Genomic DNA, 16,287 nt, shown 5'->3' with positions numbered 1-16,287 from the left:
TTAAGCTAATGATCCAGAATATACTCCTTCGTTAAAGGAGACTGAGCATTTTCAAAGATTTCTTGAGTACTTCCGAATTCAACAATCTTGCCATTGCAAAAGAAAACTATGCTGTCAGATAATTTTTTAGCTTGCTTCATCGAATGAGTTACCATAATTATGGTGAACCTCAATTTCAATTCTTGTATAAGATTTTCGATTGCATTGGTTGCCATTGGATCAAGAGCAGAGCATGGTTCATCCATTAATAAAATAGTTGGCTTTACTGCAATTGCACGAGCAATGCATAATCTTTGTTGCTGGCCACCAGATAAATTTAGTGCACTATCTTGCAATCTATCTTTCAACTCTTCCCATAAACCAACCTTAGTTAAACTACTTTCTACTATTTCATCTAATTTTTGCTTATTTTTCACCATGCCATGCAATTTAGGCCCATAAGCAACATTATCATATATTGACTTTGGAAAAGGATTGGGTTTTTGAAATACCATACCAACTTTTGCTCTGAGCAATACAACATCCATATCACGTGAATATATATTACCCAGCCCATCGATTACCAGTTCACCAGTCGCTCTACATCCAGGTACGTAATCATTCATACGATTGAAACAACGCAAAAATGTCGATTTACCGCACCCAGAAGGTCCGATAAAAGTTGTGACTTTCTTTTTGCAAATATTCAAATTTATATCGAATAAAACTTGTTTAGAGCCATACCAAAGATTTAAATTTTTAACGAAAGCGTATTTATCGCTCATACTAAATCCTGCATTGAATAAAGTCCTGGTATTTCCTGTTTATTCTCGCACAACCATATTGCTGCTTGAACCGCCCCTCTAGCAAACGTTGTGCGGTCAATTGCCTTGTGATTTAATTCTACTCGTTCATCGGAATTGACAAACATGACACTGTGATCTCCTATTACTCCACCTCCACGAGATACTGCAAAGCCTATTCCTCCTTTCCCTCTTATATTTGAATTATTATGTGAATATTGATTGAGCTCAAAATCCACTTTTGCAGCGTTAGCAACTGCTTTACCAAACTCTATAGCTGTTCCAGATGGTGAATCCTTTTTTAAATTGTGATGCATTTCCCAAATTTCAACGTCATACTCATTACCTAAAAGCTTGGCAGCTTCTTTTACCAATTTCAGCAACACATTAACTCCAACACTCATATTTGCTGACCATAATATTGGAACTTTAGCAGCATATTCTTTTAAATTTAGACCTTCTATTCCAGTTGTGCCACTAACTAGCGGTTTTTTAAATTTCACGGCCGCCTTAAGGCATTCTAGCATACATTCTTTAGTTGTAAAATCTATTACAACATCGGACGATTCAAATACCTCATTAATGGAACTTGTAATTTTGATTCCTAAATTGCAATTATTGCCTACAATAGGCCCAATATCTAAGCCTATATACTCACTGCCCAAGCGAGCAACAGCACCTGCTATTTCCACTTTGGTATTCGTAATTAATTCATTGAGTATTTTCTTACCCATTCTGCCTAAGCAGCCTATTACTCCAACTTTGATTTTCATAAAGCTTTTTCCACTATGTTAGGCTTTTTTTGAAGCTTTGTCATCTTTATAAGCTTAGCATATTTAGCCTTACACTGATAAAACTATAGCTATACATCGATGAATCTATTGAAAATTGATACGAAAAATTGTAATTAGTCAAATTTCTCCTATGGAGAAAACTTATAAAGAAAAAAAGAGCACCAAAGGAGGTGCTCTTTTGTGAAGGATTTGTTTACTAATTAATAATAACCGCTTCCTACTTTGCTCGGATTAGAGACACAATGTCTTTCTGTTGCTAGTGCTCGAGTTGTTGAACTTGGTTGTGTAACTTCTGCATCATAAAACTCCTCTGATTCAGTAGTCACTTCCTCAGAGTAAGATCAGATAAATCTTCTCTAAACTTAGAAAGAGATGCAGTAAAAGCATTTATTAACTCTTGTTTTTTTCTTCAATAGTAGTTTTACCTGAAGATTGTCCTTGTATCCGTTCAGGAGAGTGGTTTAAGAAACAATAGATAAGAGGTTTTGGAAAGGATTGAGACCCCTTTGTTTCCATGTTAAGTATAACGAAATTATCCGTTCAAGGAATGCATTTCCCCGCTTTGATTGTGTAAAATACGAATTTTTGCGGTAAACGACATAATGCCGTATCTGCTGTTCAGCATGGTTGTTTGTCAGCGGAATGTTTTTTGGGTCATCTAAAAAATTCCACATCATTCTTTCAGATTTCAAAATATTTTTCGCAACTCGAGAGGCTCCAATTGCTTCAGGTAAGTAGGATATTTCCTTCAAGTAATACCTTGTACGTTTTCGCAACTTTCTGGCACGTCTGGCAAATCTAAAAACATCTATCTCATTTTTTAGCAAAGCCTTTTTTAGTGCAAATAATTCAGTAGCTACATTTCTTAAGTAACAGCCAAGAACTTTGACTTCAATATTCCAACTATGCGCTAATCTTTCAAAATCCCTTGCTAAGTGTGCCCAGCAGATTTGCCTTTTTTCATCAGCAAAGTAATTGTATACTGCGTACCTGTCGGTTACCACTAAGCTATTATGATTGCAGCATGCGTTATTTTTTAAAACTTTCATTCCTCTTGACTCTGTCAACTTCACAAAACTTGCCGTATTGCTTGCAAACATCCAACACCAAGCGAGTTTACCTTTGTTATAATGGCTCGTTTCATCAATATGTAGAACTTTACTCCTACTTATCTCTTGTTCGATCTGCTCATACATTTTTTTGCATTTTGAAGCAACTCTATGTTCACTATTTGATATGCTAACGACGCTTATGTTCAAATTGAAGATATCATTTACGACACTCGCTATTTCGCGTTTTGAATTTTTGTAGAATCCGCTGAACGCTGCAATTATTGACTTAACCCTTGGACCAAATGTATCTGACGTAACACCTTCTGGTAACTTACTGCTTCTTCTTTTTCCGCATCTCCGGCAACGACCATGCTCCATCTGATATTCCACTACATAAGGCCTAATTTCCGGAAGATCAACTTTTTGATGAATGTACGGTCCATTGCATATTGCAATCCCTCCTCCGCATTCACAAGTAGATGACAACTTTACTTTTATCACCTCATCTGCATCCATTTTGGCGCGAAAACTTCCTTTATGACCAACCTGACCACCAACGTTTCTGTCGCTCTTTGGCTTGTCCTTTTTTATTTTGTACAACTCTCTAGAGCTTGGTAGAGATGAATTTTTCGAGTTTAAACCAAGCCTTTCCTTTAATTCAGCGTTCTCTATCTTTAAAGCCTTGTTCTCTGCTTTTAAACTTTCATTCTCCCTTTCCAGCTTTTCTATTTTTGCTTCTAACTTTTCTATTTTTTGCTGTAAATTTTTGCAAAGCTCTAAAAGGTTTACCACATTACCTCACTTTTGCTCTATGATTATCTTTTTAGATCACCTTGTCTACCTTATTCTGCCACTCCGCTGAACGGATACTTGTCCTTGCTGTGATATGCTTTGTTTCGCAACACTTGTTTCACTTTTTTTACCACCAAACAGCCGCTTACAGCCTGATGAAATTTTTCTTGCAATCCATGAAATTCCTCTACGATCAGCAATCCACTTAAAAAAGTTTTTTATACTTTCCCACATACTTTACTCCTTAAATTAATAATTTAATTATTATATATAAAGTTTAATTTGTCAACTTTTTCTATAGAGAACGTATAAAGAAAAAAAGAGCACCAAAGGAGGTGCTCTTTTGTGAAGGGTTTGTTTTAATAAGAACCGTTTCCTACTTTGCTCGGATTAGAGATATAATGTATTTGTGCTTCTGGTTCTCCAGTTATTGAGCGAGGTTGTGCCTTTAACACATTACAAGAGTCCTCCTCTCGTGCATCATGAAAATCATCATCTAATTCCTCTTCTGCATCATAAAACTTTTCTGATTCAGTAGTCACTTCCTTATTGTTAACCATTTGTTGTGACGTAGTAGGATTAAGATTATGCTGCTCCAACGCTGTACCTTCAAACGGCTGATTAGATATACTATCTACTTTAACCTTTGTTACACCATTTTCCAATCCTAACATTTTTTTCACATGCTCAATATTGCCTTGAACTAATATTTTATCGTCATCGATATAATTACCATCTTCTTTCTTCTTTAGTACTGATTTTACAATTACATATTCAGAAGTGCCATGGAGATTACAAATACCAGTAATGCGATATTCTCCTTTACCACACCTTAGATATACAAGAAGCTGAACAAAAATTTTGTCCCGGTTTAAACTATATTTATAATCCTCAACTTTTATACCCTTTTCCAAATTTAAAAATAAGTCATTATTTTGATCAAGTTCAATATAAACTACTCCTTTAGGCTCATTAGCAACAACTTCTTGGCTCAATGCCCTTTGCTGATCAGTGGTTGTTGTTTCAGAATCATTGTTAACTGTTCGTTGTATCGTAGTAGCATTAAGATTAGGTGTTGTAATTTCAAATGGCTTTTTGGACATTCTAGTTATTTCAGCAAGATTTTTGTTCTCATCCAAGCCTACTTTATACATCATTTCTGATGGGTCTTTTGAAATAGTTCCCTTGTCATGCTGTTTCTTCACTGAAGTTATGGATACAGATTTCTTTCCATCATCTACATCTTGACATGAACTATAAGGGCCAGTAATACAAAACTTGTTACTTTCACACTCTACAAATATACGAAATTCTCCAGGTATAACTTTACCATTTTTGTCTTCATTTTTACATTTTTCTTCAAGACGTTTATAATTCTCGTTTATTGTAACAAATAGTAATTTTTTATCGATAAATTCAAAATAACTCCCTGGCTTTGTGCTTTGTTGAATAACATTAGGTTTATTAGGATTTACGTGCCTTCTTGGTTGTTCTGATTTTTCTGGAAAATTTTCTGCTGGCTCGACATTTGTACCTGTTTTAGATACAGGTTCTTCAGTCTCATTTTGCATAGGGGTGCTAACAGTTGGACTTTTATTTACATTCTCATCTGAAGGTCTCTTTGGTGATATATTTTCTTGAGCAGTATTTGCTTTACTGCTAAATAACCAATTCCAACCTGATGAAATTTTTCTTGCAATCCATGAAATTCCTCTACGATCAGCAATCCACTTAAAAAAGTTTTTTATACTTTCCCACATACTTTACTCCTTAAATTAATAATTTAACTATTATATATAAAGTTTAATTTGTCAATTTTCTCCTATGGAGAAAACTTATAAAGAAAAAAAGAGCACCAAAGGAGGTGCTCTTTTGTGAAGAAAAGATACTCTTTAGAAAGGTGATATAATAGGTATTGATGAATTTATAGCTGGCTTATCTAGCACCTTACTAGGTTTACCAGCTTCTGAGCTTAGTACCTTGCTATCACTTGCAGGCACTTTAGATGTAGAACTTACAACTTCAGGTTTCTGAGATATTTTATCTATAGTACCAACTGTACGCTTACTATTTAAACCCAACATCTTTTTCATTCCTTCTAACTCACAAGACAAAGTTTTACCATCATCTACCGAGTCCACTATAAAGGATACCGAATTATCGTTCGTGGCAATAAGTTTGCCGCAAGTAATTCTTAATGTATCTTTATCAGATTTGACATATACACAATATTTTGATGGATCTTCACAATTAATATTTCTCCAATCCATAATTTCTGGTATATCCTTTTTGTTTGTATGCAGTACTAACTGCTTATTACCATTTTCTTTAATAACACCCCAATGATTGGATTCACCCTTCACTAGTTCAATTACACTATTTTTTTGCGGTTTACTAGACCACAAGTTTTTAATGCTGTTCCAGCCTGATGCAATTTTTCCTGCAATCGACTGAAAAAAGTTTTTTATTTTTTTTAACATATTTTACTCCTTAAGTTAATAATAATTTAATTATTACATAAAAAGTATAATATGTCAATTATTTCATAAAAATTTTAGTACTTGCTCGCAATTTTCAACAATTTAATAGCACTGGTGTTGACAACCTCCCCACCAACACGCTTAGTGACAAAAAATCTAACATAAGGTTTGTTTGTATAAGGGTCTCTAAGTATTCTCATTCCTCTGTTATCTACGATCTTATAAGCTTGTTTGAAATCCGCTACTGCAATCATTGTAGGTGGCATATCAGCAGATTGATATACTGGTATTCCCATTAAAGTATCTGGTGTTTCAAGCGATAAACTCGGCTGCCAAAGATACTGACCTGTTTCAGATTTTAGTAGCCTAACGTCCTTTAACGTACTCCTGTTCATCAAAAATGATGCATTTTTAGAGTAATGTTCATTTAGAGAGTAGTACAATATCATTATGGCGTCGCTGTCTAGCTTATCAGCTTTAATTTGCTCTATCTTATTATGACCATTTCCATTTTCGTAAGTTAAAATTCCTTTAGGTTGAAAAGTGCCATCACCTTTAATGAAGGCTTCATTCTCCTTCTTACTGAAAGTTTCGGCAACCTTTTCTACAAGCCAATTTTCAACATTGACAAATGCATCATCGAGCAATTTTTGTGATATTTGCGGCTGAGCATAGAGCTCATAAGTTGTGATGGAAATCTTTTGAATTTTAGGTGTACTTGTTTCTTTTGCAAAATCATACTTGGATTTATAGCCACCATCTTCGTCCTCTACGACTTCACCACTCCAACCTGCACTAGCACGGTCACAATCTTCTATAATATAATCCAATGTTTCAGTAGAGATTCTTTGACTAGAACATATTTGCCGCATTGGAGATGAATCAGCTATACGCTTGTTTATCCGTTTTACAATGTGAGGAGTAACTAAATACCCTCCAATATCATTGTCATCTCCACTTAGGGTTTTATGTGATAACCTACTTTCCATTCCTTTGCGGATATAATCAGAAAAATATTTATCACCCATGTTAAAATCTGTGCTAATTTCTGGACGTTGAGCTGAAGTTTCAATAAAATCTAAGCGCTCTTTGCAATTATCAATATTACTATTTATCTTGCATAGCTGCTCAGGTCCTTTGCTTTCGATTTCTTTTAGTTTGCGATCATTTATTAATTTAAATTGCTCCCATGATGAAGCGAGTTCATTAACACGGTGAGCGATATCAGTAAGTGACATAATAGCCTCCTTTAAAAATAAAATTAGAATAGTATTGTAATTTGAAGGTAATCTTTAATCTCAGTACCTTTTCGTTGTTATGCAAACTGCATTCAGAAAAAAGACCGGTGAATGGCAGCTTAGTATAACTCAAACGCTTGTTTACAATATGGATCCCAGTGCTGGGAGGCGCCCTCATGGTAAACAACGTTCATACAACTGTATATGTATACTGCCATTCACCGGTCTTTTTTCTGGATTCCAGCATTGGCTTCATGGTAGATACAAATAAACGTAAGCCGCTTGGTAACGAGAGAAAAATGATACTGATTACTTGTTGAAGTAAAAAAAGCAGTGTAGTATTACACCACCCTAAATATTATACTTAATTGTCAGTACTATACAGCATCCATTTTTTTGTGTCAAGCATTTTTTTTCGCTGCGTATCTGTTCAGAAGAATGTGCAAATAAAGTACGTAGCTGTACAAATTTGCCAAAACAATAAATGGTATCCTGTGCTGGGATCCATTTTTCTATCATCACCAGAAACGTTGATTACTTTTATACCTGTAAATTTAACTGGATCCCAGTGTCAGGGCACTGGGATGACAGAAGAAAAAGGCCTGTATCGGCTACTTCGATGACACTCACAGCCCTGTCATTCCAGCGCGTGACGCTGGAATCCAGAAAAAAAAGAAAAATGGTCAAGCACTAGGATGACACCCATTTAGTTATCTTTTCTCGTCTACCTTGTTTTGCCACCCTGCTGAACGGATACATACCGTTTGTTGCTTTTATTCTATGGTACCTTATCTACCTTGCCGCTCTCCTGCTTCAATCAGTAAGGGATTTCAATATTAATTCTGCACTACTTGCGGGATTGCCGCTTTTTGTAATTGGTCTGCCAATTACGATATAATCAGCTCCTGAATTTATTGCTTCTTTTGGTGTTGCTGTCCTTTTTTGATCATCATGACCTCGATTTATACGGATTCCTGGAGTAATAATTTTAAAGTCTTTACCACATTCTTGGCGCACTTCTTGAGCTTCTAGTGCAGAGCAAACTACTCCATGTAGTCCAATCTTTTTTGCAAGCTTTGCTAGCAAAATTACCTGTGATTTTGCTTCCCTTGCTACTCCGAGTTCACTCAGATCTTCATTGCCCATACTAGTTAGTACTGTTACTCCAATTAGCTTTATTTTCTTTCCTTGCACTATACTTAGTGCTTCTTTAAGCATTTTTGTTCCACCACTGATATGCAATGTTAGCATTTCAACATCTAGAGCTTTTATTGCTTCAACTGTTCTAGCTACAGTGTTTGGAATATCATACAATTTTAGATCTAAAAAAATTGGTACATTGCATTTTGCAACTTCTCTCACTCCAGAAGGACCATGTGCAGCAAAAAATTCTAACCCAAGTTTTACCATGCCAACCTTATCACGCAGACCATTAGCCCAAGATATGGCTTCATTCAAATCTTGTGTATCCAGTGCGCATATTATTGGGTTCATTATCTTGTATAATTTTTTTTATAATAAAGCTAGTTATTATGTTTTGTAAATACCTTCACTCTGATTAAGTTCATAAGATTCTGTTAATAGTGAATTTGGCGATTTGGTTGGGGTTGCAGGTAGTGATTCATATCCAAGATCTCCCATTGAAGCTTCTTCTAATGGTCTATAATCTTCACCTGGCGTGAATTGAACAAGTTGCCCTAATATAAATTTTATTTTCTGAGTCTCCCCTAATATTATTTTTTTGCTATAATCTTTAATTGTTTCATTTTCTCTTATCGATTCTTCTATCTTATCTATCACATATTGAAGTTGTTTTATTTGACTGTCTCGCTCTAAAAGTGAATTTCTTAAATTTTTCACTTCGTTATTACAATCTTGTCTTATTCTGTCTAACTCCAAAGATTGATTTTTAATTAAACCATCTGTTTTATCTAGCTCTTCAAATTTCCTTTTTAATTCTTGAGATAAGTTTTTATTTTTCTGATCAATTTCTTTAAATTTACATTGTAATTCATCTAATTCCACACAAAGTTCTTCTTGTCTTTTATGTAATTCTTCTTTTTTCATATATAGTATATGTTTCTCTTTACGTAATTTGTCTATTTCCTTAGATAACTCCTCTTTTTCTTTAGATAATTTCTCTACTTCCTTATATAATTCTTCATATTTATCATTGTCTATTTTTCTTTTCAATTCGATTATAAGTTTTTTCCTCTCAGTTAGATTAGCTTCTTTTTCCTGTAACTGTTTACACAAATATGAGATTTTATGGAGTAGTTCTTTTTCTTGTGCAGCAAGCTCATCTTTCTCCTTCGTTACTTTTTCTAATTCTTCTGTTATTCCAATTATATGGATCATTTTTGCTTCTAATTTCTCCTCCAAAGATTTTTTTTCTTTAAGAAAATATTTCCTCTCAGCTTCTATTTTTTGACAAAATTTTCTTCCTTCCTCGTATAAATTGTGCTTTTCTTGAGTCAACTCACGCTCTTTGTGAGCAAATTCCTTTCCCACTTTCCTAGTGTCAATAATTATTTTATACAAAATCATAAAAGCCAAAACAGATAATACAGCTAAAGCGAGAATTAAAGAACTAGGTACATTAATAAGCGCTAAAGATGTAAGTAATGTAAGAGTAGCCAGAGAACTAGCTATAAAATAAAATGTATTATATTTATTAAGTAAATTGCTCATCACCCATATACAAAACTTCAGCAGTCTTGTATATATTGATTAAAATTATCTTACCTGTAGAGGAGAACACTTATCACAAGTATCCGTTCAGCGGAGTGGCAGAATAAGGTAGACAAGGTGATCTAAAAAGATAATCATAGAGCAAAAGTGAGGTAATGTGGTAAACCTTTTAGAGCTTTGCAAAAATTTACAGCAAAAAATAGAAAAGTTAGAAGCAAAAATAGAAAAGCTGGAAAGGGAGAATGAAAGTTTAAAAGCAGAGAACAAGGCTTTAAAGATAGAGAACGCTGAATTAAAGGAAAGGCTTGGTTTAAACTCGAAAAATTCATCTCTACCAAGCTCTAGAGAGTTGTACAAAATAAAAAAGGACAAGCCAAAGAGCGACAGAAACGTTGGTGGTCAGGTTGGTCATAAAGGAAGTTTTCGCGCCAAAATGGATGCAGATGAGGTGATAAAAGTAAAGTTGTCATCTACTTGTGAATGCGGAGGAGGGATTGCAATATGCAATGGACCGTACATTCATCAAAAAGTTGATCTTCCGGAAATTAGGCCTTATGTAGTGGAATATCAGATGGAGCATGGTCGTTGCCGGAGATGCGGAAAAAGAAGAAGCAGTAAGTTACCAGAAGGTGTTACGTCAGATACATTTGGTCCAAGGGTTAAGTCAATAATTGCAGCGTTCAGCGGATTCTACAAAAATTCAAAACGCGAAATAGCGAGTGTCGTAAATGATATCTTCAATTTGAACATAAGCGTCGTTAGCATATCAAATAGTGAACATAGAGTTGCTTCAAAATGCAAAAAAATGTATGAGCAGATCGAACAAGAGATAAGTAGGAGTAAAGTTCTACATATTGATGAAACGAGCCATTATAACAAAGGTAAACTCGCTTGGTGTTGGATGTTTGCAAGCAATACGGCAAGTTTTGTGAAGTTGACAGAGTCAAGAGGAATGAAAGTTTTAAAAAATAACGCATGCTGCAATCATAATAGCTTAGTGGTAACCGACAGGTACGCAGTATACAATTACTTTGCTGATGAAAAAAGGCAAATCTGCTGGGCACACTTAGCAAGGGATTTTGAAAGATTAGCGCATAGTTGGAATATTGAAGTCAAAGTTCTTGGCTGTTACTTAAGAAATGTAGCTACTGAATTATTTGCACTAAAAAAGGCTTTGCTAAAAAATGAGATAGATGTTTTTAGATTTGCCAGACGTGCCAGAAAGTTGCGAAAACGTACAAGGTATTACTTGAAGGAAATATCCTACTTACCTGAAGCAATTGGAGCCTCTCGAGTTGCGAAAAATATTTTGAAATCTGAAAGAATGATGTGGAATTTTTTAGATGACCCAAAAAACATTCCGCTGACAAACAACCATGCTGAACAGCAGATACGGCATTATGTCGTTTACCGCAAAAATTCGTATTTTACACAATCAAAGCGGGGAAATGCATTCCTTGAACGGATAATTTCGTTATACTTAACATGGAAACAAAGGGGTCTCAATCCTTTCCAAAACCTCTTATCTATTGTTTCTTAAACCACTCTCCTGAACGGATACTATCACAATTGTACCAGTGATAAACTTTAGTTGATATTCTAACTAAACTCAAAATGCAAGGTGGCATCAGACAGGAGGGGAGTGTTAAATAAACTGTGTCAAACCGCATTTTTAGTTCAACTCAATTTTCAATCTGCCAGGAAAGAAAACATCAAGTTGAGAGATAGTTAAAGCCCAATCATGTACAGGCATCGTCCACTTTTCCTCTGCCTTCTTTATAGCACAATATACCTGCTTATACAAGGCATTTATGCTGGTAAATGAGCCTTTGGTCTTAGTGAATTTCCTAATTTGCCTATGTAGCCCCTCTATGGGATTGGTGGTGTAGATTATCCTCCTAACTGGACCAGAATACTTAAAATAACCAGACAAGTTTTCCCAATTATTCTGCCAAAACCATAGGATACTTTGTGCCCCATTTTTCATCCAATTCCAACAGATAATTCTCGGCAATTTCCTTGCTTGAAGCTTGATATACCTTCTTTAAATCGCTCAAAAAACTCTTCGCATCTTTACTGGCCACATACTTCAGTGAGTTGCGTATCTGATGCACTATACACATCTGCACTTCCGCATTAGGAAAGACACTGTTTATAGCTGCAGGAAAGCTTTTCAGCCCATCAACGCAGGCAATAAGGATATCTTCTACTCCTCTTTCTTTGAGGTCATTTAGCACTCCCAACCAGAACTTCACTTTCAGCCAAATAAAAACCTAATACTTCTTTTTTGCCATTTTGATCTATGCCTAATATATTATACATGCATTTACTTACGCAATGCCCGTCCTCTTTGACTTTAAAAAACCATGAAAACTATCGGATATACAGACTGCAGCGGGCGACTACGCCATTCGTTGATTACTGGTAGCAATTTGTCAGTAATACTTGATATCTCTGCCGCCGATATTTTGTGATCATAAATTTCCTCAACATGTGACACTATATCTCTATAGCCCATACCACTGGCAAATGTGCTCAAAATCTTCGTTTCAAGCTCTGGATGTAAGTTTGTTTGCCTTTTTTTGACTATTTGTGGTTCGAAACTTCCTTCCCTATCTCTTGGCGTCAAAAGCTCAAATGACCCTGCGCTTGTACGTAAAGTCTTTGCATTCCTCCCATTTCTTCGATTATTCTCTTCGCTTTCAGCCGACAAGTGGTTTTCTATTTCACCTTCCAGGCTTACCTCCAGCAACTTTTTTATAAACGGTGTTAATGCTCCATCTCTTCCTGTCAACGGTCTTGTATCTTGTAAAAAGCATCTAATGTTTTAAGCTTAAGCATTAGATGGAGAAGAGAAGAACTCTGTCAGTGGTCTTAGATATAAAATCTGTAAGGTAGATAAGAGTTCTCTTCTCAAGAGTACAGGCTGGACGGTATCGTAGAAAAACCTAAATGGTTCTAATTCTGTATTCACAAGACTAGCCTTACTTTTCATTTTTAATGGTAACGCATGGGGTTATATATGATCAACAACTTTTTAGGTATAGATGTATCGAAAGATCGCTTTGATGTTTTTCTCTCGTTCATAAGCAAAAAAGGAAGATGTGAAACTAGAAAAAGGAGTTTTAAAAACGAGGATTCTGGGTTTCAAGGTTTACTTAGCTTTCTACAAAAACATAATGTAGAAGAAGTAAAAGCCTGCATGGAGGCTACTGGTTGTTATAGCGAAGCTTTGGCTGAGTTTCTGCACAACGCTGGACATTCTGTTAGTGTTGTAAATCCTTATTGCATAAAATCTTATGCAAGGAGTAAGCTGATACGACAAAAGAATGATCAGACCGATGCAGAAGTTATTGCTGATTATTGCCAAAGACAGGAACCTTCTAGTTGGACACCACCTTCTCCTGAAATGAAAAAATTAAAACATCTTTATCGTTGCTCAGTTGCGTTAAAAGATGAGTTAACATTAGTAAATAACCACTTAGAAAAAAAAGAGAGACTGCTTAAAGAAGTTGCAAGTGCTTGGGAAGACCTTGCAATGAATATAGCTCAAAAAATAGAAACAATAAAAAACTCCGTACGTGAACTATTAAATCAACATAAAGAATTGTTGGAAAATTTTCAACTTCTATTGACTATTCCAGGAATAGGAGAAGAATCAGCAATAGCTATTTTAGCTGAAGTTCCTGACATAGAGGTTTTTAGAGATGCCAGGCAATTGGCAGCATATACAGGAGTTATACCACGAAATATGACGTCAGGTTCCTCTGTATATGCCAAACCCAGATTAAGTAAATCCGGTTCACAAACATTACGTAAAGCACTTTTCTTTCCTGCTATAGTAGCTAAGAATCACAATCCTATCATTATTAGTTTTTGCCAGAGATTAAAGGAAAAGGGTAAGCATAATATGGCTATCGTTGGTGCTGCAATGCGTAAGCTACTCCATATCATTTTCGGTGTTCTAAAATCCAAAAGTGCTTTTAATCCTGACCATATCAAGAATTACAGGGCAAAGCGGTTGGAGGAGAATTTAGTACTTTAAAATCAAAAAATGCGTACTTTCTATCTTATGTAAAATAGCATTTTACACAAATTTATTTAATGTAGTTGGTTAGTGTATATGTTGATAGAAAGTATTTTTTGATTTCGTAATACAGCTTAAGATTCAATTTCTATAATTTTCTTGTTGACTGACAAGACGGTATCTTCCTTCTCGTATAGACGACAGGATATTTGTTTCTAATTCTTTATAATCTACCAAACCGGTAGTTCTGTTTACTACTTTCTGACTCATTGTCAAACCTCCATTTTTTTATATCAATTTATTACTTTTTTTTCGGTTTGACACAGTTTATTTAACACTCCCGACAGGAGTAGAACATCTACTAGAATATCCAAAATCTTCTGAATATGAAGTTTCATCCAGCTCTTTATTTGGTAGTGCTGATAAATCCCCATTACTCATATTTGAAGAAGCAGGGCTATCATTAATTTGTTCAAATACTTCTTCAAGCATCTTTTGTATTTCTTGATCACTTTCTACACAATGCTTAATCAATTCATCAAATCTTCCGCAAATCTCTAGCATAGTACTCCTTGGCATAGTCACATTGTCTTTTTCTCCTATACTCTCTTGAAACAAACTTACCATCTCTGTTATCAAACCCGTACAATCCTTTACAAAGCTGACATAATTTTGATGAGATAATGAAGATTGATCATCTAAACGTGAAATTCCCCTTTTCATAGTAATTTTCTCAGATAGTAACTTTTCGTACTCTTCAGAACAATTTTGATCTTCTTCTTCTAGATCACTTCGCAATTTTTCAAATTCTTTTCTTCCTTGATCAAGATTTCTTTCTAATTCTTTGATCCTATTGAGATACTCAGCTTCTTTCTCTTCCAATTTCTTACATAGTTCTTCTAGATTAATCTCTTCTTGAGTTTTTTCATTTAACTTTTCTTGTAATCGTCTTTTTTCTTCTTCTGAATTACATAATCTAGATTCTAAACTAAAAACTTCCCCCTTTTCTTCTTCCAACAGCACCTCTAACTCTGCTATTTTTTTCTTTTTCTCTTCTAAGTATATTTCCAATTCTGTTATTTTTTGACTTTCTAATTCGTGTGATTGACTTTCTAATCTCTGGATTTCACCATACTTACCATCCAACTCTTTTTGAGTATCATTCAATTTTTGTTTTAATCTTTTATTTTCATTCACTGCTACAGCCACACTGTACTCTAATTGCCTTATTTGATCCTTTAGTCTTTGTACTTCAACATCTAGACCTTTAGCAAATTCTTTTAAATCTTGCTTTTCTTGCACTAATTCAGCTTTTTCTTTACTTAACTTTTGTATCTCTTTTTGCGCTTTCCTTAACTTCTCCTCTAACTTTTCCTTCTCTACTTTTCTCCTTTCAAATTCACTCTCTACCGAATCACTTAGCTGCTTGAGTTTTTGTGTTACTTCAGCCAAAACTTCATCTTTTTCCCTTACCTTTCCATTTAATTCCTCCACCTCTCTCATTTTTTGCTGTAATTGTTCTAATATAGTTTGATTATTTCCAGTTAATCTTGTATTTTCTTTTTCCAATTTATTAATTCTTTCGTTTAAGCTGTCATCTACAACTTGTGCAATTTTGTCTTGCATTTTAGTACTGCCTATTTGAGCTTCTTTGCTGCCAAGCTCAATTTCTTGAGTTGTTTGAATGTTAATATTTCTATTACTATTTTCTATCACAATCTCAGATGATTTATGATTGCCTTTCTCCTTATTTCTAAATTTTATTTGATACAAGAATAAGTTACCTATTTTTACATCTTTATTTGCTTTCAATTGATCATCAGTAACACGATTACGCTCGATAAGTTCTATACCATTAGCATCAATATTAATTATAATAGTGCACTTTTTTCCGTCCTCATCACACCAATTCAGAGTCATTTCGTATGCACCATCAGTTACAACATAGTGCCTTATTCCTTCTTCAGAAACAAAACCGTGCATTCCATTTTTTCCATTGCTATGCAGAGTTGAAAATCCTGAAATTCCATTATCTTGACAGAAATTACTATTCAAAAACTCACTGACTTTGAATTTGTTTTTATTAGCTCCCAATTTAACTTCTGCACAACTACCATATATTGACACTGTTTCAACACCACTTTCAATATACCCATTCAATACTTTTTTAGCCTTATCTTGAAGCTCTAGTCTCTCCTCCTTTACATTATTGAAATCTTGGATAACGGCTTTATACACTTCATCTTCATTAAAATTGGCATTGTATTTTATTAAAAAAGATAATATGTGAAAACTAGCTACAGCAGTGTGAATTGATTTATTCTTTTCTTTTATCTTACCGAGCAAAAACAAAAACCTTTGAATGAAGTCATGATAATCATCTTTTTGCTCTTCAATTTTATTATTATATGAATTACCAATCATTATTACC

Annotated in this window: 16 protein-coding genes and 1 pseudogene; 3 read left to right on the top strand and 14 right to left on the bottom strand. The window is 34.7% G+C overall.

All coding sequences use genetic code 11. The features are described from left to right. Positions 1 to 5 precede the first annotated feature (5 nt). From pstB to ONG75_RS01845, 8 genes are all read right to left on the bottom strand, one after another. Positions 6 to 764: a phosphate ABC transporter ATP-binding protein PstB gene (gene pstB, locus ONG75_RS01880; protein WP_010401422.1), complete on the bottom strand. Its 759-nt coding sequence runs from the start codon at positions 762 to 764 to the stop codon at positions 6 to 8. Continuing rightward, on the bottom strand, positions 761 to 1,555 hold the full coding sequence (gene dapB / locus ONG75_RS01875) for a 4-hydroxy-tetrahydrodipicolinate reductase (RefSeq protein WP_264375620.1): 795 nt from the start codon (positions 1,553 to 1,555) through the stop codon (positions 761 to 763). The genes pstB and dapB overlap by 4 nt, the downstream gene beginning before the upstream one ends. A gap of 221 nt (positions 1,556 to 1,776) precedes the next feature. Then, positions 1,777 to 1,902 carry a hypothetical protein gene (locus ONG75_RS01870; protein ID WP_264375619.1) on the bottom strand — a complete coding sequence of 42 codons (126 nt, stop codon included), beginning with the start codon at positions 1,900 to 1,902 and terminating at the stop codon, positions 1,777 to 1,779. 135 nt (positions 1,903 to 2,037) lie between these two features. After that, entirely contained in the window at positions 2,038 to 3,420 is a 1,383-nt protein-coding gene (gene tnpC / locus ONG75_RS01865; protein ID WP_264375454.1) for an IS66 family transposase, read from the bottom strand. Between the two features lie 45 nt (positions 3,421 to 3,465). Beyond that, positions 3,466 to 3,654, bottom strand: a complete 189-nt coding sequence (locus tag ONG75_RS01860; RefSeq protein ID WP_264375618.1) for a hypothetical protein — start codon at positions 3,652 to 3,654, stop codon at positions 3,466 to 3,468. Between the two features lie 125 nt (positions 3,655 to 3,779). Then, positions 3,780 to 5,180, bottom strand: a complete 1,401-nt coding sequence (locus tag ONG75_RS01855) for a hypothetical protein (RefSeq protein ID WP_264375617.1) — start codon at positions 5,178 to 5,180, stop codon at positions 3,780 to 3,782. A gap of 132 nt (positions 5,181 to 5,312) precedes the next feature. Next, complete coding sequence (locus ONG75_RS01850; protein ID WP_264375616.1) at positions 5,313 to 5,900, bottom strand: hypothetical protein; 588 nt, start codon at positions 5,898 to 5,900, stop codon at positions 5,313 to 5,315. Positions 5,901 to 5,974: 74 nt separating this feature from the next. Next, entirely contained in the window at positions 5,975 to 7,138 is a 1,164-nt protein-coding gene (locus tag ONG75_RS01845; RefSeq protein WP_264375615.1) for a phage major capsid protein, read from the bottom strand. A gap of 176 nt (positions 7,139 to 7,314) precedes the next feature. Here ONG75_RS01845 and ONG75_RS01840 point away from each other — a divergent pair, with 176 nt between their 5' ends. Then, positions 7,315 to 7,458, top strand: a complete 144-nt coding sequence (locus tag ONG75_RS01840; RefSeq protein WP_264375614.1) for a hypothetical protein — start codon at positions 7,315 to 7,317, stop codon at positions 7,456 to 7,458. A 493-nt stretch (positions 7,459 to 7,951) separates the two neighbouring features. Here the strand turns inward: ONG75_RS01840 and pyrF are convergent, their stop codons facing one another. Further along, complete coding sequence (gene pyrF / locus ONG75_RS01835) at positions 7,952 to 8,632, bottom strand: orotidine-5'-phosphate decarboxylase (RefSeq protein ID WP_264375613.1); 681 nt, start codon at positions 8,630 to 8,632, stop codon at positions 7,952 to 7,954. A gap of 36 nt (positions 8,633 to 8,668) precedes the next feature. Beyond that, positions 8,669 to 9,829: a hypothetical protein gene (locus ONG75_RS01830; protein WP_264375832.1), complete on the bottom strand. Its 1,161-nt coding sequence runs from the start codon at positions 9,827 to 9,829 to the stop codon at positions 8,669 to 8,671. Between the two features lie 157 nt (positions 9,830 to 9,986). Here ONG75_RS01830 and tnpC (ONG75_RS01825) point away from each other — a divergent pair, with 157 nt between their 5' ends. Further along, positions 9,987 to 11,369 carry an IS66 family transposase gene (tnpC, locus tag ONG75_RS01825; RefSeq protein WP_264375454.1) on the top strand — a complete coding sequence of 461 codons (1,383 nt, stop codon included), beginning with the start codon at positions 9,987 to 9,989 and terminating at the stop codon, positions 11,367 to 11,369. 132 nt (positions 11,370 to 11,501) lie between these two features. Here tnpC (ONG75_RS01825) and ONG75_RS07785 read toward each other — a convergent pair. Then, a pseudogene (locus tag ONG75_RS07785) lies at positions 11,502 to 12,151 on the bottom strand (IS256 family transposase). Positions 12,152 to 12,185: 34 nt separating this feature from the next. Beyond that, positions 12,186 to 12,653, bottom strand: a complete 468-nt coding sequence (locus ONG75_RS07780) for a transposase (protein WP_405197623.1) — start codon at positions 12,651 to 12,653, stop codon at positions 12,186 to 12,188. Positions 12,654 to 12,851: 198 nt separating this feature from the next. Between ONG75_RS07780 and ONG75_RS01815 the strand changes: the two genes are divergently transcribed. Further along, the gene (locus ONG75_RS01815) at positions 12,852 to 13,874 is read left to right on the top strand and encodes an IS110 family RNA-guided transposase (protein ID WP_264375440.1); all 1,023 of its coding nucleotides are present in this window, start codon (positions 12,852 to 12,854) and stop codon (positions 13,872 to 13,874) included. 123 nt (positions 13,875 to 13,997) lie between these two features. Here the strand turns inward: ONG75_RS01815 and ONG75_RS01810 are convergent, their stop codons facing one another. Together ONG75_RS01810 and ONG75_RS01805 are read right to left on the bottom strand one after the other, a co-directional pair. Continuing rightward, positions 13,998 to 14,126: a hypothetical protein gene (locus ONG75_RS01810; RefSeq protein ID WP_264375441.1), complete on the bottom strand. Its 129-nt coding sequence runs from the start codon at positions 14,124 to 14,126 to the stop codon at positions 13,998 to 14,000. Between the two features lie 57 nt (positions 14,127 to 14,183). Then, positions 14,184 to 16,280, bottom strand: coding sequence for a coiled-coil domain-containing protein (locus ONG75_RS01805; RefSeq protein ID WP_264375612.1), 2,097 nt, complete (start codon positions 16,278 to 16,280; stop codon positions 14,184 to 14,186). Positions 16,281 to 16,287 lie beyond the last annotated feature (7 nt).

It is taken from the genome of Wolbachia endosymbiont (group B) of Sphaerophoria taeniata, from assembly GCF_947179355.1.
Classification (GTDB): Bacteria; Pseudomonadota; Alphaproteobacteria; order Rickettsiales; family Anaplasmataceae; genus Wolbachia.
This window is presented reverse-complemented; position numbering and strand designations above follow the sequence as displayed.

Coding starts and splice junctions, on each gene's coding strand:
- pstB (WP_010401422.1), bottom strand. CDS start 764: ATGAGCGATAAATACGCTTTCGTTAAAAATTTAAATCTTTGGTATGGC.
- dapB (WP_264375620.1), bottom strand. CDS start 1,555: ATGAAAATCAAAGTTGGAGTAATAGGCTGCTTAGGCAGAATGGGTAAG.
- ONG75_RS01860 (WP_264375618.1), bottom strand. CDS start 3,654: ATGTGGGAAAGTATAAAAAACTTTTTTAAGTGGATTGCTGATCGTAGA.
- ONG75_RS01855 (WP_264375617.1), bottom strand. CDS start 5,180: ATGTGGGAAAGTATAAAAAACTTTTTTAAGTGGATTGCTGATCGTAGA.
- ONG75_RS01850 (WP_264375616.1), bottom strand. CDS start 5,900: ATGTTAAAAAAAATAAAAAACTTTTTTCAGTCGATTGCAGGAAAAATT.
- ONG75_RS01845 (WP_264375615.1), bottom strand. CDS start 7,138: ATGTCACTTACTGATATCGCTCACCGTGTTAATGAACTCGCTTCATCA.
- ONG75_RS01840 (WP_264375614.1), top strand. CDS start 7,315: ATGGTAAACAACGTTCATACAACTGTATATGTATACTGCCATTCACCG.
- pyrF (WP_264375613.1), bottom strand. CDS start 8,632: ATGAACCCAATAATATGCGCACTGGATACACAAGATTTGAATGAAGCC.
- ONG75_RS01830 (WP_264375832.1), bottom strand. CDS start 9,829: ATGAGCAATTTACTTAATAAATATAATACATTTTATTTTATAGCTAGT.
- ONG75_RS01815 (WP_264375440.1), top strand. CDS start 12,852: ATGATCAACAACTTTTTAGGTATAGATGTATCGAAAGATCGCTTTGAT.
- ONG75_RS01810 (WP_264375441.1), bottom strand. CDS start 14,126: ATGAGTCAGAAAGTAGTAAACAGAACTACCGGTTTGGTAGATTATAAA.
- ONG75_RS01805 (WP_264375612.1), bottom strand. CDS start 16,280: ATGATTGGTAATTCATATAATAATAAAATTGAAGAGCAAAAAGATGAT.